The organism is Nocardiopsis chromatogenes YIM 90109 (genome assembly GCF_000341185.1).
Lineage (GTDB): Bacteria > Actinomycetota > Actinomycetes > Streptosporangiales > Streptosporangiaceae > Nocardiopsis_A > Nocardiopsis_A chromatogenes.
This window is the reverse complement of record NZ_ANBH01000257.1, coordinates 1-18,245: the sequence shown is the minus strand read 5'-3', so window position 1 is coordinate 18,245 and position 18,245 is coordinate 1. Positions and strand designations below refer to the sequence as shown.

Annotated in this window: 14 protein-coding genes and 1 pseudogene; 7 read left to right on the top strand and 8 right to left on the bottom strand. The window is 73.9% G+C overall.

The genetic code is table 11. The annotated features are described in order from the left end of the window. Positions 1–87 precede the first annotated feature (87 nt). On the top strand, positions 88–1,503 hold the full coding sequence (locus D476_RS0123850) for a PTS transporter subunit EIIC (RefSeq protein WP_017626434.1): 1,416 nt from the start codon (positions 88–90) through the stop codon (positions 1,501–1,503). Between the two features lie 82 nt (positions 1,504–1,585). On the opposite strand, the gene secA is transcribed toward D476_RS0123850, so the two are convergent. Continuing rightward, complete coding sequence (gene secA / locus D476_RS0123845) at positions 1,586–4,456, bottom strand: preprotein translocase subunit SecA (RefSeq protein WP_017626433.1); 2,871 nt, start codon at positions 4,454–4,456, stop codon at positions 1,586–1,588. A gap of 241 nt (positions 4,457–4,697) precedes the next feature. On the opposite strand from secA, the gene D476_RS0123840 reads away from it, so the two are divergent. Next, positions 4,698–5,087, top strand: coding sequence for a hypothetical protein (locus tag D476_RS0123840; protein ID WP_017626432.1), 390 nt, complete (start codon positions 4,698–4,700; stop codon positions 5,085–5,087). Positions 5,088–5,158: 71 nt separating this feature from the next. Here the strand turns inward: D476_RS0123840 and hpf are convergent, their stop codons facing one another. From hpf to mtrA, 5 genes are all read right to left on the bottom strand, one after another. Then, complete coding sequence (gene hpf, locus D476_RS0123835; protein WP_017626431.1) at positions 5,159–5,809, bottom strand: ribosome hibernation-promoting factor, HPF/YfiA family; 651 nt, start codon at positions 5,807–5,809, stop codon at positions 5,159–5,161. 696 nt (positions 5,810–6,505) lie between these two features. After that, the gene (locus D476_RS0123830; protein ID WP_017626430.1) at positions 6,506–7,189 is read right to left on the bottom strand and encodes a ComF family protein; all 684 of its coding nucleotides are present in this window, start codon (positions 7,187–7,189) and stop codon (positions 6,506–6,508) included. Between the two features lie 74 nt (positions 7,190–7,263). After that, positions 7,264–9,126 carry an LpqB family beta-propeller domain-containing protein gene (locus D476_RS0123825; RefSeq protein ID WP_017626429.1) on the bottom strand — a complete coding sequence of 621 codons (1,863 nt, stop codon included), beginning with the start codon at positions 9,124–9,126 and terminating at the stop codon, positions 7,264–7,266. After that, positions 9,123–10,892: an MtrAB system histidine kinase MtrB gene (gene mtrB, locus D476_RS0123820; RefSeq protein ID WP_239648811.1), complete on the bottom strand. Its 1,770-nt coding sequence runs from the start codon at positions 10,890–10,892 to the stop codon at positions 9,123–9,125. Before mtrB ends, D476_RS0123825 begins: the two co-directional genes overlap by 4 nt. A 22-nt stretch (positions 10,893–10,914) precedes the next feature. Then, entirely contained in the window at positions 10,915–11,595 is a 681-nt protein-coding gene (gene mtrA / locus D476_RS0123815) for an MtrAB system response regulator MtrA (protein WP_017538510.1), read from the bottom strand. A gap of 428 nt (positions 11,596–12,023) precedes the next feature. Between mtrA and D476_RS0123810 the strand changes: the two genes are divergently transcribed. From D476_RS0123810 to D476_RS34305, 5 genes and pseudogenes are all read left to right on the top strand, one after another. Next, complete coding sequence (locus D476_RS0123810; RefSeq protein ID WP_026123803.1) at positions 12,024–13,277, top strand: glycerophosphoryl diester phosphodiesterase membrane domain-containing protein; 1,254 nt, start codon at positions 12,024–12,026, stop codon at positions 13,275–13,277. Beyond that, the gene (locus D476_RS0123805) at positions 13,274–13,876 is read left to right on the top strand and encodes a DUF4129 domain-containing protein (RefSeq protein ID WP_020380489.1); all 603 of its coding nucleotides are present in this window, start codon (positions 13,274–13,276) and stop codon (positions 13,874–13,876) included. The genes D476_RS0123810 and D476_RS0123805 overlap by 4 nt, the downstream gene beginning before the upstream one ends. Further along, complete coding sequence (locus D476_RS0123800; RefSeq protein ID WP_017626425.1) at positions 13,873–14,997, top strand: DUF4350 domain-containing protein; 1,125 nt, start codon at positions 13,873–13,875, stop codon at positions 14,995–14,997. The genes D476_RS0123805 and D476_RS0123800 overlap by 4 nt, the downstream gene beginning before the upstream one ends. A 68-nt stretch (positions 14,998–15,065) precedes the next feature. Beyond that, positions 15,066–16,049 (top strand): AAA family ATPase, encoded by a 984-nt coding sequence (locus D476_RS0123795; RefSeq protein WP_017626424.1) that lies wholly within the window; start codon positions 15,066–15,068, stop codon positions 16,047–16,049. Beyond that, positions 16,049–17,348 (top strand): annotated as a pseudogene (locus D476_RS34305) (DUF58 domain-containing protein). Before D476_RS0123795 ends, D476_RS34305 begins: the two are co-directional and overlap by 1 nt. 41 nt (positions 17,349–17,389) lie before the next feature. Here D476_RS34305 and D476_RS0123785 read toward each other — a convergent pair. Together D476_RS0123785 and D476_RS39345 are read right to left on the bottom strand one after the other, a co-directional pair. Further along, positions 17,390–17,647, bottom strand: a complete 258-nt coding sequence (locus D476_RS0123785) for a hypothetical protein (protein ID WP_017626423.1) — start codon at positions 17,645–17,647, stop codon at positions 17,390–17,392. Between the two features lie 24 nt (positions 17,648–17,671). Next, the gene (locus tag D476_RS39345; RefSeq protein ID WP_017626422.1) at positions 17,672–18,160 is read right to left on the bottom strand and encodes a hypothetical protein; all 489 of its coding nucleotides are present in this window, start codon (positions 18,158–18,160) and stop codon (positions 17,672–17,674) included. Positions 18,161–18,245 lie beyond the last annotated feature (85 nt).

Genomic DNA, 18,245 nt, shown 5'->3' with positions numbered 1-18,245 from the left:
CCGTCCGCCGACGGCCCGTCCGCCGGGCGCGCCCCGCACACGCGCCGGCGCCGCCATCCCATCCGTCCGCACCACATGGAGGACCAGTTGAGTTCCACGAAATCCGCCGAGAGCGGCGCAGGGGCGGGATCCTCGCTCCTGGGCCTGCTCCAGCGCATCGGGCGCAGCCTGATGATGCCCATCGCCGTGCTGCCGGCGGCGGCGATCCTGCTGCGGCTGGGCCAGGGCGACATGCTCGGCTCCAACGGGCCGGAGATCGGCGGCCTGGCCGACGTCGCCGGCATGGGCTGGATGGAGCCGGTCGCCGGTGTCATCGGCGCCGCCGGCGACTCGCTCTTCCAGGCGATGCCGCTGCTGTTCGCGGTGGGCGTGGCCATCGGCTTCGCCAAGAAGGCCGACGGCTCCACCGCCCTGGCCGCCGTGGTCGGCTACATGGTCTTCGACCGGGTGACCAAGTACCTGTTCTTCAACTTCGACCCCAGCGGCGAGCTGAAGGGGTCGGTCACCACCTATAACGACGCCGGCGAGGCCGCCATCAACTGGGGCGTCAAGAACCCCACGGACGTGCTCGGCGGCATCGCGATCGGCATCCTGGCCGCGGTGCTCTGGCAGCGCTACTACCGGATCAAGCTGCCCTCCTGGCTGGGCTTCTTCGGCGGGCGCCGGTTCGTCCCGATCATCACCGCGGTCTCGGCCCTGCTGATGGCGGTCGTCTTCGGGTTCATCTGGCCCACCGTCGGCGGCTGGATCAACGACCTGGGCACCTGGATCGTGGCCTCGGGCCCGCTGGGCGCCGGCGTCTACGGCGTCGTCAACCGCCTGCTGCTGCCCTTCGGCCTGCACCACATCGTCAACTCCGTGGTGTGGTTCGTGTTCGGCAGCTACGAGAACCCGGTCACCGGCGAGGTCGTCAACGGCGAGATCAACCGCTACCTGGCCGGGGACCCGACCGCGGGCGGCTTCCTGTCCGGCTTCTTCCCGGTGCTGATGTTCGGCCTGCCCGCCGCCGCCATCGCCATGTGGCGCGCCGCGCACCCCAGCCAGCGGGCCGCGGTCGGCGGCATCATGATCTCGGCGGCGCTGACCGCGTTCGTCACCGGCATCACCGAGCCGATCGAGTTCGCGTTCATCTTCATCGCCCCGGTGCTGTTCGCGGTGCACGTGGTGCTCACCGGCGTCTCGATGGCGATCCTGAACGCGCTCGACGCCCACCTGGGCTTCGGGTTCTCCGCGGGCCTGATCGACCTGCTGCTCAACTCCTTCAAGTCCAACACCACCGGGCTGGTGTGGATCCTGGGGCTGGGCGCGGTGTACTTCGTGATCTACTACGCGGTCTTCACCTTCCTGATCAAGAAGCTCAACCTGCCCACGCCGGGCCGTGAGCCGATCGAGGAGAACGCCTCCGTGGCGGCCAACCCGGACCAGCCGGGCGGCTCGGCCGCCCCGGCCGAGGGCGGGACCGCCTCGGGCGGCGGCACGGGCAAGGGCGGCGGCACCGGCTGACGCCCCTGCGCCCCGCGGAACGCGGCCGGGGCCGCCCCCGTGGAGGGGGCGGCCCCGGCCGTTCGCGTGTGCGCCCGTGCGGCTACTTGTTCTTCGGGTCGCCGTGGCACTTCTTGAACTTCTTACCCGACCCGCAGGGGCAGGGGGCGTTGCGCGGCGTCCCGGCGTAGGAGTCCTCCACCGTCTCGGTCCGCTTGTCCACCCCGCCGTCCTCGGACGGGGCCGAGTACTGCAGCCGGTCCGGGCCGCGGTCGCCGCCGAAGCCCGGGACCACGACCTCCTCGGCGGCGTCGGCGTCCTCGGCGTCCTCGGCGTCCTCGGCGTCCTCGGCCTCGGCAGCGTCGGCGGTGTCCGCCCCGGCCTCCTCCTCGGCGGCGGTGCCCACGGCCGCGGACACGGCCGCGCCGTTGGCGGCCGCGGCCGCCGCGGCGGAGGAGGCGCTGACCTCCTTCTTGCCCTTGACCTGCACCTCGACGTTGAAGATGTGGCCGACCGCCTCCTCCTTGATGGCGGCCAGCATCTCCTGGAACATGTCGTAGCCCTCCCGCTGGTACTCGATCAGCGGGTTGCGCTGGGCCATGGCGCGCAGGCCGATGCCCTCCTGGAGGTAGTCCATCTCGTACAGGTGCTCGCGCCACTTGCGGTCCATCACCTGCAGCACGATGCGCCGCTCGACCTCGCGCATCGCCTCCGCGCCCACCTCCTCCTCACGGCGGGTGTAGGCGGCGTGCGCGTCCTCGCGCACCCGCTCGGAGATCAGGTCCGCGGAGAGCGACCCCAGGCCGCCGTTCTCCTCGATGAGCTCGTCCACCGTGAAGGAGATCGGGAAGACCTGCTTGAACGCGGTCCAGAGCTTGTCCAGGTCCCAGTCGCCGGCGTCGCCCTCGGAGGTGGCCGAGCGCACGTAGCCGTCCAGCACGTCGTCGACCATCCCGGCGACCTGGTCCTGCAGGTCGGCCCCCTCCAGCACCTTGCGGCGCTCGGAGTAGATGACCTTGCGCTGCCGGTTGAGCACCTCGTCGTACTTCAGGACGTTCTTGCGGATCTCGAAGTTCTGCGCCTCGACCTGGGTCTGCGCGCTCTGGATCGCCTTGGTGACCATGCCGGAGGCGATCGGCTGGTCGTCCGGGAAGTTGGTGCGCTCCATGATCATCTCGACCCGGGCGCTGTTGAACATGCGCATCAGGTCGTCGCGCAGCGACAGGTAGAACCGGCTCTTGCCGGGGTCGCCCTGGCGTCCCGAGCGGCCGCGCAGCTGGTTGTCGATGCGCCGCGACTCGTGCCGCTCGGTGCCCAGCACGTACAGCCCGCCGGCCTCGACGACCTGCTCGTGCTCGCTGGCGACCTCCTTCTCGGCCTTCTCCAGCGCCTCCGGCCAGGCGGCCTCGTACTCCTCGGGGGTCTCCAGCGGGGTCAGGCCCCGCCCGTGCAGCTCCTCGTCGGCCATGAACTCGGCGTTGCCGCCGAGCATGATGTCGGTGCCGCGGCCGGCCATGTTGGTGGCCACGGTGACCGCGCCCAGCCGCCCGGCACGGGCCACGATCGAGGCCTCCCGCGCGTGGTTCTTGGCGTTGAGCACCTCGTGCGGCACGCCCTGGCGCTTGAGCAGCTTGGACAGCAGCTCGGACTTCTCCACGCTGGTGGTGCCCACCAGGACCGGCTGGCCCTCCTCGTGGCGCTCGGCGATGTCCTCGACGATCGCGTCGAACTTGCCCTCCTCGTGCTTGTACACGAGGTCCTTCTCGTCCGCGCGGATCATCGGCTTGTTGGTGGGGATGGGCACCACGCCGATGCCGTAGGTCTGGTGGAACTCGGCCGCCTCGGTCTCGGCGGTGCCGGTCATGCCCGAGAGCTTGTCGTAGAGGCGGAAGTAGTTCTGCAGCGTGATCTTGGCGAGCGTCTGGTTCTCGTCCTTGATCTTCACGCGCTCCTTGGCCTCGATGGCCTGGTGCATGCCCTCGTTGTAGCGGCGGCCGCGGAGCACGCGCCCGGTGAACTCGTCGACGATGAGCACCTCGCCGTCGTTGACGATGTACTCCTTGTCCTTGCGGTAGAGCTCCTTGGCCTTGATCGCGTTGTTCAGGAAGGAGACCAGCGGCGTGTTCGCGGGCTCGTAGAGGTTCTCGATGCCCAGCTGGTCCTCGACCTTGGCGACGCCGGACTCGTTGATGCCGACGGTGCGCTTCTTCTCGTCGACCTCGTAGTCCTCGTCCCGGCGCAGGCGCGGGGCGAGCTTGGCGAAGACCTCGTACCAGCGGGAGTTCTGCTGGGCCGGGCCGCTGATGATCAGCGGGGTGCGGGCCTCGTCGATGAGGATGGAGTCGACCTCGTCGACGATGGCGAAGTTGTGGCCGCGCTGCACGAGCGCGTCCATGGACAGCGCCATGTTGTCGCGCAGGTAGTCGAAGCCGAACTCGTTGTTGGTGCCGTAGGTGACGTCGGCGGCGTAGGCCGCGCGGCGCGCCTCGGGCTTCATGTCCGGGCTGATCACCCCGACCTCGAGGCCGAGCAGCTGGTAGATGCGGCCCATGTTCTCGGCGTCGCGGCGGGCCAGGTAGTCGTTGACGGTGACCACGTGCACGCCGTCGCCGGTGAGCGCGTTCAGGTACACCGGCAGGGTGGAGGTCAGGGTCTTGCCCTCACCGGTCTTCATCTCGGCGATGTTGCCGAGGTGCAGCGCGGCCCCGCCCATGATCTGGACGTCGAAGTGGCGCTGGCCGAGGGTGAGCTGGGCGGCGCGGCGGACCGTGGCGAAGGCCTCGGGGAGCAGGTCGTCGAGCTTCTCTCCGTCCTTGAGGCGCTCCCGGTACTCGTCGGTGAGCGCGCGGAGCTCGGCCTCGTTGAGGTCGGCGAAATCTTCCTCGATCGAATTGACCTGGTCCGTGAGCTTCTTGAGCTTGCGCAGGATCTTGCCTTCTCCCGCGCGGAGGACCTTGTCGAGTATGCCTGGCACTTGCTCTGCGCTCCTCAGCAGATCGGGGCCCGCGTCCGGAGGCGGGACGGTGTCCTTGACCCCCAGCCTTCCATCCTAGGCGAGCTTATTGCCTCGCCGCCCCGCCCGCGTTCCCGCGCGCACCGCGCATGGGCGCGGGCGGGTGCGGACAGGGGGGCGCCACGGGGTATATCCGTCAGGAGGGGGTGTCCGCGCAGGCCGCGGACGACGGTTCAGGGGCACGGGAAAGGGGGAGCCCGCCATGACCGATCGGCGTGAGCGCGAGGAGGCCGCCGGACGGGACGCCGGACGCTACGACGCCCGCATCCGGGGCTACCAGAGGGAAGGGGGGCGCTTCGCCCCGACCAACAGCCACCGCGGCCGGGGGCGCTCCTGGACCGGGGTCGCGCTGGTGGTGGCCGGTGCGCTGGCCGCAGCGCTGGCGATGGTGGCCGCGGCGCCGTGGCTGCTGGCCGTCGCGGCGGTGGCGGCCCTGGCCGGGCTGGCCGTGTGCGTGGCCGGGGACATCTTCACCGACGTGGTGCTGGACGACCCGCACCGGGAGTCCGAGGAGCCGCACAGCACGCCGCTGCACAAGATCAAGGAGCGGGACCGGGAGCTGGAGAGCGAGCACCGCCGGGCCGGGACCTGAGCACCGGGCCGGGGCGCGCGCAGGGGCGGCGCGCCGGGCGCGCCGCCCCTGTGCCCTGGGCGGGGGCCGGGTCAGTCCGTCAGCCGGATGACCCCGTAATTGAAGCCCTTGCGCCGGTAGACGACGCTGGGGGCGTCCTTGTCCTCGTCGTGGAACAGGTAGAAGTCGTGGCCCACGAGCTCCATCTCCATGAGGGCCTGGTCGATGCTCATGGGCTTGGCCGAGTGCGACTTCTCGCGCACGATGAGCGGGGCCTCGCCCTGGGTGTCCAGCTCGACGAACCCGTCGTCGAAGCGGGCCTCCTCACCGGAGGCCTGCGCCGGGGCGGACGGCGCGGGGACCGCGACCGCGCCCGGGGCGCCCGGTTCGGCCAGGTCGGCGGTGGCGGCCGCCACCGACACCGGGGCGCGCCGCCCCTTGCCGACCTTGCGCCGGTCGACGGCCTTGCGCAGCCGGGACTCCACCCGGTCCAGGGCGAGGTCGAGGGCGCCGTAGCGGTCGTCGGCCGAGGCCTCACTGCGGATGACCGGGCCGGTGGAGTGGATCGTCAGCTCGATGCGCTCGCTCTGGGACGCCTGACGCGGGTTGCGCTCCCGGGAGACCTCGACGTCGACGCTCATGCCCTTGCGCTCCCACTTGGAGAGCTTGGCGAGCTTGTTCTCGACGTGCTGCCGGAACTTGTCGCTGATCTCGGTACGTCGCCCCTTGACGATGATGTCCACAAGACCCCCTTGATCGCTCAGCCGCCGCCGTGCGGCGGCCAGGCCGTTGGTGCACCCCCGCCGCGCAGCGCGCACGGGGATGAGAAGGGCTCCTCCTTCCGCCCGTCGGGCCCCGCCGGGGCCGGACGGCTCGCGACTGCTCGCTATGGCTTTGCGTATACCCCGGATCGCGGCCATGATCACCCGCGCATCGTGGGGGAGAGGCCCAGTTCACGGTAGGGAACGCCACATTCGGGACAGCCGGGGCCCGCGGACGCGCCGGGCCGCGGGACGGACCGGGGAAGAGGATGCCACCCGCCCGGCCGACCTGGTCTTCGTCCCCACATCCGCCTGCTGAGGGGTCCGCCGCTTCGCGTGCGACTACTGCCCTTCTCCCGCGGCCGAGGGTCATCCGGACCCTCTGCGAGGCAGGTCTTACCTCTAAGGCGCACCGTGATCGGACGACGAAAAGTCGCCTTACGTGGGCCNTTTCCCCCTGCGCCTGGCATCGGCTAGCCGCGGTCCGCTCCGCCTTCCGGCGCAGCGCACCCCGGCGCAACCACGGACCCGGGCGGGTGCCATGTCCGAAACGCTAACCTGAGAAACGCCTCTTGTCAGGTGGAGAATTCGCCCCGGAGCTCCTGGAAACGGCCCGGATGGCCCGTCCGTCACCGGAGTGGGCCCCCGCAGGGGTGCGGGCAAAAAGTTTTTTGACGCTCAGCGGCGCTCCGCCAGGACCGCCGCCGACCGGACGCGGATGCCCGCCGCGCGCAGGGCGCGCGCCGCCTCCGCGAGGGTGGACCCGGTCGTGACCACGTCGTCGACGAGCACCGGATCGGCCGCCGTCCCGCCCGCCGCTCCCCGCCGGACCTCCAGGGCCCCGGCGAGGTTCCCCCTCCGTTCACCGCGCCCCAGTCCCACCTGGTCGGCCACCCTGCGGCGGTGGCGCAGCAGCGGCCGGTGCGCCGCCGCACGCCCCCGCCGGCACAGTTCGCGGGCGGCGTACCGGGCCAACGGGACGGTCTGGTCCCCGCCCCGGCGGCGCACACTCTGCGGGCGGGCGGGGACCGGGACCAGCAGCAGCGGACGCGGCCCCGGTGCGGACGCCGCGACGGCGGCGGCGAGCCGGACCCCCGACCGCGCGGCGAGCGCACGGGCGCCGCCGTGCTTGTAGGCGAGGAGCAGCGCCCGGTCCGCCCCGGCGTAGGGGCCGGCGGCCCAGGTGGGAGGGCAGCCGGGGCGGGGAGGGCAGCGGTGCGGGCGGGCGGCGAGGGCGTCCGCGCACTCGGGGCAGACCAGGGCGCCCGGCCGCCCGCAGGCGCGGCAGCACTCCCCCAGCGCCAGCCCGCCGAGCGCGCGGAGGAACGGCAGGAGGGACGAGGGGGACGCGGAGTACGGCATGGCCCCACCGTGCACGCACCGGGGCCGCGGCGGGGAACGGACCGCGCCCCTGTGGACGGCGCCCCGGACGGGCCCTACCCGGGGAAGACCGGGTCCGATCCCTCGGTGGCGCGCTGCCACATCACCCGGTCGGCGGTGAGCCAGAGCTGGTCGTCGTCGGCCCCGGCCAGGAGCGGCAGGTCGGGGGCGGCCGCGATGGTGCGGGCGCCGGACAGCGGGCCGACGCTGGAGGGGGCGGTTCCGCCGTCCAGCGGCACCAGGTATCCGCGGACCGCCCCGTCGCGCTGGGTGCCCAGGACGGCGAGCTGGTCCCCGCCGCGCCAGGCCACGTCGACCACCTCGCCGACGTCGCGTGCCAGGGCCATGAACCCGCCGAGGCGCACCCCTGAGTCGGAGTCCACCGACACCCGGCCCACCCACAGGCGGCCGCCGGCGTCGCCCTCCTCGGTGATGACCGCGGCGCGGGTGCCGTCCCGGGACAGCCGGAGCTGCGTCACCCTGCGGTCGGCCAGGCCGGGGACGGTGACCTCCACCGGATCGGCGCCCTCGCGCAGCATCCACACCCGTGTGGAGGGCTCGGCCTCCCCGCCGTCCCCGTCTCCGTCCCCGTTCCCGTCCTCGGAGCCGGACTCGGACTCGGACTCGGAGCCGGAGCCGGAGTCCTCGGATCCGGCGTCCGTCCGCTCCACGGCCCACAGGTTGCCGTAGCCGTCCCAGGACAGCGCGCCGATCTCCCCGCCCTCCAGGACCGGGCGGAAGGCATCGTCACCGGCGTCGGCCAGCATCACCCGGTCGTTCTCCGCGTCCACGGCCGCGAAGTGCTTCTGGTCCAGCGAGACGGCGTACCCGGCCAGCCCGCCGCCGGCCTGTCCGGGCGCCCCGGGCACGGGGGCGACCTCGGGGCTGGCGCCGTCCTCCTCGCCCTCCATGCTCCACAGGCGGCCCTCGCGCACGAAGTAGGCGTTCAGGCTGCGGTCCACCCCCGAGGGGTCGACATCGGCCCACTGCTCGGTGCCGCCCTGCAGGGACTCCTCCTCGTCCCCGGGGATGCGGCTCTCCTCGCCGCCCGCGCGCAGCACCACCTCCTGCACCTCGGGGAGCTGCTTGAGGGTCCAGGCGAGCTGGGCCTCCATGGCCGCGCGGTCGGCCGCCGAAGGGGTGCGGCCGCCGAGCTCCACCGTCACCCGGCCGCCGTCGAAGGCCACGTCCGCGGTGGCCCGGTCCGGGAACGCCGAGTCCACGGCGGGCTCCAGCCACCGGGTCGGCCCGGCGACCGCCTTCTTGGCCAGGCGGGTGGCCACGTCGTCGGAGGTCACCGGCAGGAAGACCGGGTCGGGCACCAGGGTGGAGCGGTCCCGGTTGTAGAAGTACAGGTTGAGCGGGCGGTACACCCGCTCCACGTCGCCGCGGGCCAGGATGAGCCGGTCGGGCAGGTCGGCGATGCGCCACTCGCCGTCCTCGTCGCGCTCCAGCTCGAAGTCGACGTCGATGATCTCGCCGCCGTCCCCGGCCACGTAGTGGCCGTCGGAGCCGATGGAGGCCGCCTCCGGGGTGCGCAGCCGCACCGTGGCGCTGTTCTCGTCGGCGCCCGGCCCCACGTCCAGGGAGACCGAGTCCATGCTCTCGTACACCAGCGCCGAGTCGTCCGGCGACCAGGAGGCCCTGCGGTCCGGCAGCAGGAAGCGGCGCGGGGCGGCGTGGTTGTCCTCGAAGCTGGCCATGTCCTTGAGGAAGCCCTCGACCAGCCCCACCTCGCTGACCCCCGCCTGCGGACCGGCGGGCAGCATGCGCACGTAGGAGTCGGAGGCGGCGGGCGACTCGCCGCCGCGGTCGCTCTGCGCGATGGGGCCGGCCGACGGCACGGTGGCACAGCCCCCCGCGATGAGCACCGCCAGGGCGCCCACCGCGGCTCCGGTGCGGGTCCGGGCGCGTCTCATCCGACCTCCCCCGCGGCGGGGGTCCGTCCCTGCTCGGCGGCGGGCCCCGGCTCGGCCTCGGGCGCCCCCTCCGGCGCGGGGCGGGCGGCCCGCCCCCGGCCCATGGAGCGCTCCGGCGGGACCAGCGGCAGCGGCGACCCGCGCAGCTCCTTGCCGGAGGTGCGGGGCAGGGAGAGGCGGAACTGCGACCCGGCGCCGGGCTCGCCCCAGGCCTGCAGCCACCCGCCGTGCAGCTGGGCGTCCTCCTTGGCGATCGACAGCCCCAGTCCGGTCCCCCCGGTCGTGCGGGCGCGGGCCGGGTCGGCCCGCCAGAAGCGGTCGAAACACAGGTGCTCCTCGCCCTCCTTGAGCCCGACCCCGAAGTCGCGCACGGCCACCGCGACCGCGTCCCGGTCGCAGGCGGCGGTCACCACCACGTCCCGGCCCTCGCTGTGCTCGATCGCGTTGACGGCCAGGTTGCGCAGGATGCGCGTGATGCGGCGGGAGTCCATGTCGGCGGTGCAGGGCTCGGCCGGGAGGCGGAGCACCACCTTGATGCCGCGCTTCTCGGCGATCTGCTCGGAGTCGCCCACCGCCTTGAGCACGCAGTCGCGGATGTCGACCGGCTCCACCGCCAGCGTGGCCGCCCCGGCGTCGTGCCTGCTGATCTCCAGCAGGTCGCCCAGCAGCTCCTCGAACCGCTCCAGCTGCCCCTGGAGCAGCTCCACCGACCGGTTCATCGCCGCGTCGAGCTCGTCGCGCTGCTCGTAGAGCAGGTCCCCGGCCATCCGGATGGTGGTGAGCGGGGTACGCAGCTCGTGCGAGACGTCGGAGACGAACTGGCGCTGGGACTTGGACAGCTCCTCCAGCTCCTGGATCTTCTCCTGGAGGTTCCCGGCCATCTCGTTGAAGGAGACCGCGAGCCGCGACAGGTCGTCGGTGCCGCGCACCTGCATGCGCTCGTTCAGGTCGCCCTCGGCCAGCCGCTCGGCCGACCCGGCCGCCGCCCGCACCGGGCTGACCACCTGCCGGGTGACCAGGTAGGAGATCACCCCGAGCACCAGGCTCAGCAGCGCGCCCACCACGAACAGGGTGTTCTGCACCAGGTCGAGGATGTTCTGCTCGTGCGAGAGCGGGAAGACGTAGTACAGCTCGTAGGTGTGCGACAGCGGCGCGCCCACCACCAGGCCCGGCTCGTCGGCCGCGTACTGCCGGCGGATGGTGGTGTAGGTCCAGTAGGAGGGCTCGCCGGTCCCCGAGGCCTGCACCTGCTCGCGCAGCCGCTCGGGCATCGAGGAGCTGAGCACGTCGCCGCCGACGAACCCGCGGGTCCCGGCCACGCTGGGCAGGATCACCACGTCGTAGGAGCCCGAACTGGCGCGGCCGCCGGACAGCTCGTCGACGATCCGCTGCATCTGCCGTTCCTGGTCGACCGACTGGTCGCCGTCCTGCAGCGCGTTGATCGCGGTGCTCACCCCGTTGGCGTGGTCGCTCAGCGCCGCCTCGCGCTGGGCCTCCAGCAGGCCGCTGCGCACCTGCTGGACCAGGAAGAACCCGAGCACCGCGGCGACCGCCACCGAGATCGCCAGCGTGCTGGCGACCACCCGCAGCTGCAGCGAGGAGCGCCAGCGCTGGTGCACCCAGCGCACCAGGCCCCGGGCGGACCGCTGGGCCGCCAGGTAGCCGCGGAGCAGCCCCGCGCTCACCCGGTGCAGCCGCCCGGGGGCGGCCTCGTCGGCCTCCGCCGCCTCGGCCGTCTCCTCGGGTCCTACGGTGCCGCCGTTCACCACTGCCGCTGTCCGGTTCCGGTCAGGCCGCGCCGCCGGCCTTGTAGCCGACGCCGCGCACGGTCACCACGACCTCGGGGTGCTCCGGGTCCTTCTCGATCTTCGCCCGCAGCCGCTGGACGTGCACGTTGACCAGGCGGGTGTCGGCGGCGTGCCGGTAGCCCCACACCTGCTCCAGCAGCACCTCGCGGGTGAAGACCTGGCGCGGCTTGCGGGCCAGCGCCACCAGCAGGTCGAACTCCAGCGGGGTGAGGCTGATCGGCTCGCCGTCGCGGCGCACCGCGTGCCCGGCCACGTCGATGGTGATGTCGCCGATCTGGAGCACCTCGGGGGCGGGCTCCTCGGTGCGGCGCAGCCGCGCGCGCACGCGCGCCACCAGCTCCTTGGGCTTGAAGGGCTTGACGATGTAGTCGTCGGCACCCGATTCCAGGCCGAGCACCACGTCGACGGTGTCGCCCTTGGCGGTCAGCATCACCACCGGCACGCCCGACTCGGCGCGGATCTGCCGGCACACGTCGATGCCCTCGGTGCCGGGCAGCATCAGGTCCAGCAGGACCAGGTCGGGCTTGGACTCGCGGAAGGCCTCCAGCGCCTTGTCCCCGTCGTGCACGAACGTCGGCTCGAAGCCCTCGCCTCTGAGGACGATGCCGAGCATCTCGGCGAGGGCGAGGTCGTCGTCGACGACCAGTACGCGTCCCTTCATCAATGCTTCCGGCACCCGGTCCGCCTCCCCGCAGGGGGACGCGTCACCCAGCGCCTTCTCCTTTCTGGACACTTAAGCGGCGAACTGCGGTCACTACTGCCGGGGTCCCTGGCGGGAGCCGTGTTCTCCCCCACACCTTGCCATCTCCCCGGCTGGTCCGGCTGCGGTTCGCCCCGGTCGTCCCGCGGCCTCCGCCCGATCGCTGTGCTCCCCGCCCCCGCCCGCCGTCCGTGGGCGCCGCCTGTGCGGTCCGCCTTCGGAACATCGCGCGACTTGGTCGGTAGATAACCGAAAGCATACAAAACGAACGGACGGACGCGCCGCTCACGAGGGGCGCGGGCACACGCCCCCACCGGCCCGCGCCCGTCCCGCGGGAGATCTGGCATAGCGTGGGTATCCCCACGCGACGGACGGACGGCGGAGGAGAGATGACGCACGACGAGGGCCGCCCCGGAGGCGGTCCGGGCCCTGAGGGGGCACCGTCCCCGGGCCCCTGGGCCGTTCCCGGCGGAGGGGGGACGCCCCCGCCGCAGGACCCCGCCGCGCCGCCCGGCTTCGCTCCTCCGGGGTACGCGCCGCCGGGCGGGTACGCACCGCCCGGCGGGTACCCGCCCCCGGGCCAGGGCGCCCCCGGATGGGGGTGGGGCCCGCCGCCGGTGCCGCGCCCCGGCATCATCGCGCTGCGCCCGCTGACCCTCGGCGACATCTTCAACGGCGCCTTCTCCTACATCCGCGGCAACCCCCGCACGGTCATGGGGATCGCGGTGATGCTGTCGGCCGTCATCGCGCTGCTGCCGTCGATCGGCAGCGGCAGCATGCTCAACGACATCGACCGGGTCACCGCCCAGGTCGACGCCGGGGCCTCCGCCGAGACGGCCTTCCCGTTCTCCGTGGGCACCCTGGCGCTCAACGCCGCCGGGCTGGTGGTGCAGTTCGTCGGCGCGGCGGTCCTGGCCGGGGTGCTGGCCGCGGTGATCGGCATGGCGGTGCTCGGGCAGCGGCCCACCGTCCGCGAGGCGTTCGCCTGGTTCGCCCCGCGCACCGGCGCCGTCCTCGGGGTGGCCGGGCTCCTGCTGCTCATGGGCGTCGGCTGGTTCGTGCTGTTCCTCGGCGCGCTCATCGGCGGGGTGTTCCTGGCCGTTGAGGGCGATCCCGCGGTCGGTGTGCCGGTCATGATCGGCGGCATGCTGCTCGCCGCCGTGCTGGGCGTGTGGGTCTACGTGCGCACCGCCCTGGCGATGCCCGCCGCCGTGCTGGAGCGGATGGGCGCCGGGCGGGCGCTGGCCCGGTCCTGGCGGCTGACCCGCCAGTCCTGGTGGCGCACCTTCGGCATCCTGCTGCTGGCCTCGCTGGTCACCCAGATGGTGGCGAGCGTCCTGGCCACGCCGTTCTCCATCGGCGGGGCGGTGGGGATGGCGTTCATCCCCGACGCGGCGCTGGCCGCCGTGGTCTACGCCGCGGTGATCTTCCTGGGGGCGGTCGTCGGGGGCGCGGTGACCTCCCCGTTCCTGAGCGGGGTGACCGGGCTGCTCTACGTCGACCTGCGGATGCGCCGTGAGGCCCTCGACCTGCGGCTGCAGGCCGCCGCCCAGGAGGGCCGCGGCATCGGGCCCGAGGTGTACCTGCCCGAGCCGCCCGCCGCACCGCCCGCCGCCGGGGCCCCGGGGGCCGCGCCGTGGTGACCCGCGAGGAGGGCGCCCGCATCGCCGGTGAGGAGCTGTCCGACCCCGCCTACGGCAATGCCGAGCCGGGGTGGCTCCAGCGCGTCTTCAGCGCCCTGTCGGACCTGGTGAACGAGTTCCTCCGAGGCGTCTCGGGCAACCTGCCCGGCGGCTGGTGGACCCTGGGGCCGCTGCTGGCGCTGCTGGTGCTCGTCGTCATCGCGGTCATCGTCTACGCCCGGCCGTCCCGCAACGCGCGCACCGCGCAGGCCCTCTTCGGCGACCGCGCTCCGGCGACCCCCGCCGACCACCGCGCCGCAGCCGAGCGGCACGCCGCGGGCGGCGACTACTCGGCGGCGGTCCGCGAGCGGCTGCGCGCCATCGCCCTGGAGCTGGAGGAGCGCGGCGTGGTGCCGCCGCGCCCCGGGCGGACCGCCACCGAGCTGGCCGCCGACGCGGGCGAGGCGATGCCCGCCCAGAAGGGCGCGCTGGAGGCGGCCGCGGCGGTGTTCAACGACTGCGCCTACGGCGACCGCCCCGCCACCCCCGACGGCTACCGCACGCTGCGCGAACTCGACGAGACGCTGTCCGCCGCGCGCCCCCGGGAGGACGCCCGGTGACGACCGCTCCCCCATCGCAGGCGGGCGCCCGCGGGCCCATCGCCGTCGCGGCGGTGCTCGTTCTGCTCTCCTTCATCGTGTCCCTGGGGGCGCGCCCCGAGCGCACCGGTTCGCTGGAGCCCGAGGCGTCCACCCCGGAGGGCTCGCGCGCGCTGGTGACCATCCTGGAGGAGCAGGGCGGCGAGGTGACCGTGGCCCGCGACAGCGGCTCGGCCCTCGACGCCGCCTCCGGTGACGCGCTGGTGGTGCTGTCCGCGAGCCACAGGCTGACCCGGGACGAGCTGGAGCGGCTGGCCGCCTCCGACGCCGACGTGCTGGCCGTGCGGCCCACCGGACCCGCCCTGCGCATCCTCGCCCCCGCCGTCGAGGTGGCCGGGCGCGGTGACGGGGCCGTCCCCGAGCCCGAATGCGCACTGCCCGCCGCGCGCGCGGCCGGGGCCGCCGACCTCGGCGCCGAGTCCTACAGCGGCGGCGGCACCGGCTGCTATCCGGTCGACGGCGGGGACGGCCTCGTCGTCGCCGAACGCCCGGACGGCGCCGCCACCACCGTTCTGGGCGACACCGCGCCGCTGACCAACGAGCGCCTGGGGCGGGAGGGCAACGCCGCCCTGATGCTCAACCTGGCCGCCGGGCGGGACGTCGTGTGGTTCCTGCCCGACGTGCCGACGCAGGGCGGCCAGAGCACCCTGTGGGACCTGCTCCCGCTGTCGCTGCGCTGGTCGCTGGTGCCGCTGGGCGCCGCTCTGGGGCTGCTGGCGCTGTGGCGCGGACGCCGCCTGGGGCCGCTCGTCACCGAGCGCCTGCCGGTCGTCGTCCGCGCCGCCGAGACCACCGAGGGGCGGGCGCGGCTGTACGCCGCGCGGCGGGCCCGGGACCGGGCGGCCGCGGCGCTGCGCGCGGACACCGCCGAGCGGCTGCGCACCGCCGTCGGGCTCACGGCCGACGCGGACGCCGACGCGGTCGCCGCGGCGGTCGCCCGGCGCACCGGGGACGACCCGGCCCGGGTGCGGCTGCTGCTGTACGGTGCCCCGGAGGGCGGGGCCCCGGCCGACGACGCGGCGCTGGCGGCCCTGGCCGACGACCTCGACCGCCTGGAGCGGCGGCTCTCCCCCGGCGCCTGAGCGGCCCGCCCCGGGCCGCGGGCGCCACGCCCTGACCCACCGAGCCTCGATCACCGAGAGAGGGAAGCATGACCGCCTTCACCCCGCAGGGCGCGCCCAGCGCAGAGCACGCGCGGCAGGCCCTGGGCGCCGTGCGCCACGAGGTCGCCAAGGCCGTGGTCGGCCAGGACGAGACGGTGACCGGCCTGGTCGTGGCCCTGCTGTGCCGGGGCCACGTGCTGATGGAGGGCGTCCCGGGCGTCGCCAAGACGCTGCTGGTGCGCGCCCTGTCCGCGGCGCTGGACCTGGACCACAAGCGCACCCAGTTCACCCCGGACCTGATGCCCGGCGACGTCACCGGGTCGATGGTCTACGACGCCCGCACCGCCCAGTTCGAGTTCCACCGCGGACCGGTGTTCACCAACCTGTTCCTGGCCGACGAGATCAACCGCACCCCGCCCAAGACACAGGCGGCGCTGCTGGAGGCCATGGAGGAGCGGCAGGTGACGGTGGCGGGGGACCCGGCGCCGCTGCCCGACCCGTTCCTGGTGGCCGCCACCCAGAACCCGGTGGAGTACGAGGGCACCTACCCGCTGCCCGAGGCCCAGCTCGACCGGTTCCTGCTCAAGCTGGTGGTGCCGCTGCCCGAGCGGGACGACGAGGTGGGGGTGCTGGCCCGGCACGCCGCCGGGTTCGACCCGTCCGACCTGGACGCGGCCGGGGTGCGGCCGGTCGCCGGACCGTCCGAGCTGGCCGCGGCGCGCACGGCCGCGGCGTCGGTGCGCGTCTCCCAGGAGGTGCTGGGCTACATCGTGGACCTGTGCCGGGCCACCCGGCAGTCCCCGTCGCTGCAGCTGGGCGCGTCCCCGCGCGGGGCGACCGCGCTGCTGCGCACCTCGCGGGCGTGGGCCTGGCTGTCCGGGCGGGACTACGTGACGCCGGACGATGTGAAGGCGCTGGCACGGGCGACGCTGCGGCACCGGGTGGCGCTGCGCCCGGAGGCCGAGCTGGAGGGCGCGACCGCCGACGGGGTGCTCGACGGCGTGCTGTCCGCGGTCCCGGTCCCCCGGTGATGGCGGTCACGGGGCGCGCGGTGGCGCTCGCCTTCGCCGCCGTTCCGGTGGTACTGGCCGCCGGTGCGCTCGCCGCGTGGGCGGCGTGGGCGTCGGTGGCGCTGGTCGCCGTGCTCATCGGCACCGACGCGGCGCTGGCCCCCAGCGCGCGCCGGGTGCGCCTGGAGCGGTCCGGCGACACGTCGGTCCGGCTGGGCGAGACGGCGCGGGTGGAGCTGGTGGTGGCCAACCCGTCCGGACGGGCGCTGCGCGGGGTACTGCGCGACGCCTGGCCGCCGAGCACGGGGGCGCGCCCGTCCCGGCACCGGTTGCGGGTGCCGGGCGGCGAGCGGCGCCGCCTGGAGACCGTTCTGGAGCCGCAGCGGCGCGGCGACCACGCGTCGGCGGGGGTGACGGTGCGCTGCCTGGGCCCGCTGGGGCTGGCGGCGCGGCAGGCCACGCACACGGTGCCGTGGTCGCTGCGCGCGCTGCCGCCGTTCCACAGCCGCCGCCACCTGCCGGGCAAGCTGGCCCGCCTGCGCGAGCTGGACGGGCGCACCAGCGCCCTGGTGCGCGGGCAGGGCAGCGAGTTCGACTCGCTGCGCGAGTACGTGCCCGGGGACGACGTGCGCTCCATCGACTGGCNCGCCGCCCCGCCGTGAGTCGGTGGTGGTGCGCACCTGGCGGCCCGAGCGGGACCGGCGCATCCTGCTGGTGCTGGACACCGGCCGGACCTCGGCCGGACGGGTGGGCGACGTGCCCCGGCTGGACCATTCGATGGACGCGGCGCTGCTGCTGGCGGCGCTGGCCGCCAAGGCGGGCGACCGGGTGGACCTGCTGGCGTTCGACCGCCGGGTGCGGGCCCAGGTGCGCACCCGGGGGCGGGGGACGTCGGTGCCGTCGATGGTGCAGGCGATGGCCCCGCTGGAGGCGGAGCTGGTGGAGTCGGACCCGGCCGCCATGGCCTCGGCGGTGCTGGGCGGCCAGGGGCGCTCGCGGCGGCTGGTGGTGCTGCTGACCGACCTGAACGCCTCGGCCCTGGAGGAGGGGCTGCTGCCGATGCTCCCGGCCCTGACGTCGCGCCACACGGTGATGCTGGCGGCGGTGTCCGACCCGGCGGTGGAGTCGATGGCCGCCGAGCGCGGGGACGCCCGGGCGGTGTACCGGTCGGCGGCGGCGCGCAGGACCATGGCCGACCGCAGGCGCGTGACGGCCGAGCTGCGGAAGCGCGGCGTGGAGGTCGTGGACGCCCCGCCCGACACGATCGCCCCGGCCCTGGCCGACGCCTACATCGCCATGAAGGCCCAGGGGAGGCTGTAGGCGCCCCGGGGCGGGGGCGCGTCCCCGCCCCGAAGCGCGGATCACTCCACCGAGGAACCGTCCTTCGGAAGGTCGTTCAAAAGCTCCTCAGCCGATGCGACGACCCCCGCCCGCCGGAGGAGGGCGTCGAGGACGTCCTGATCCGTACAGGCGAGAATGCGCTCCCGCACCACCTCGGACACAGGGAGCCGCCGCCCCTCCAGAACCGTGAGGACCGCGTGCGCCGCCATCTCCACACGGCCCTCCTCACGACCTTGCAGCCGCATCTGGGACGGGTAGTGGTAGGTCGCTCCGGCCATCAGTTCAGCTCCAAAGGGTGAGCACTACTCACCGAGGCCCTCAAGAAGCTCATCGGCGGACCGCACGTCGAAGGCCCGGTCCACCAGGCTGCTGAGGACGGCCTCGTCACGACAGCCCGAAATCCTCTCCCGGACCTCCTCGGACACCGGGATCCCCCGCCGCTTCAACACAGTGAAGACCGAGTTGGCCGCCATCTCCGCATGGCCTTCCTGACGGCCTTGCAGCCGCATCTGGGACGGGTAGTGGTAGGTCGCTCCGGCCATCAGTTCCCTCCAGAACTCTCGCGCCGGGCCTGCATCGAGGCCGGTCTCCGTGAACTCGGCGATGTACTTCGCGGTCGCCACTTCAATCGTGTCCAGCGCCTCAGCCAGCGCTTTCAGTATGCCATCCCGATTCGGGCCCTTCCGGTGAACGAGCGCGGAGAACACTGCCAGCATCACGTCCCCTGCCGCCTGATCGGGGTCGGTGATGGTCGCGACATTGTCCGGGCCGAGCACGACCGGGGTCGTCATCTGCGTCGAGTGCCATGGAGATCCGATCACGATGGGCTCACGCGCCCAGGACGCGGTGGTGTCAACTGGTGAGTGCAACTATGCC

Coding starts and splice junctions, on each gene's coding strand:
- D476_RS0123840 (WP_017626432.1), top strand. CDS start 4,698: ATGACCGATCGGCGTGAGCGCGAGGAGGCCGCCGGACGGGACGCCGGA.
- D476_RS0123830 (WP_017626430.1), bottom strand. CDS start 7,189: ATGCCGTACTCCGCGTCCCCCTCGTCCCTCCTGCCGTTCCTCCGCGCG.
- D476_RS0123825 (WP_017626429.1), bottom strand. CDS start 9,126: ATGAGACGCGCCCGGACCCGCACCGGAGCCGCGGTGGGCGCCCTGGCG.
- mtrA (WP_017538510.1), bottom strand. CDS start 11,595: ATGAAGGGACGCGTACTGGTCGTCGACGACGACCTCGCCCTCGCCGAG.
- D476_RS0123810 (WP_026123803.1), top strand. CDS start 12,024: ATGACGCACGACGAGGGCCGCCCCGGAGGCGGTCCGGGCCCTGAGGGG.
- D476_RS0123795 (WP_017626424.1), top strand. CDS start 15,066: ATGACCGCCTTCACCCCGCAGGGCGCGCCCAGCGCAGAGCACGCGCGG.
- D476_RS0123785 (WP_017626423.1), bottom strand. CDS start 17,647: ATGGCCGGAGCGACCTACCACTACCCGTCCCAGATGCGGCTGCAAGGT.
- D476_RS39345 (WP_017626422.1), bottom strand. CDS start 18,160: ATGACGACCCCGGTCGTGCTCGGCCCGGACAATGTCGCGACCATCACC.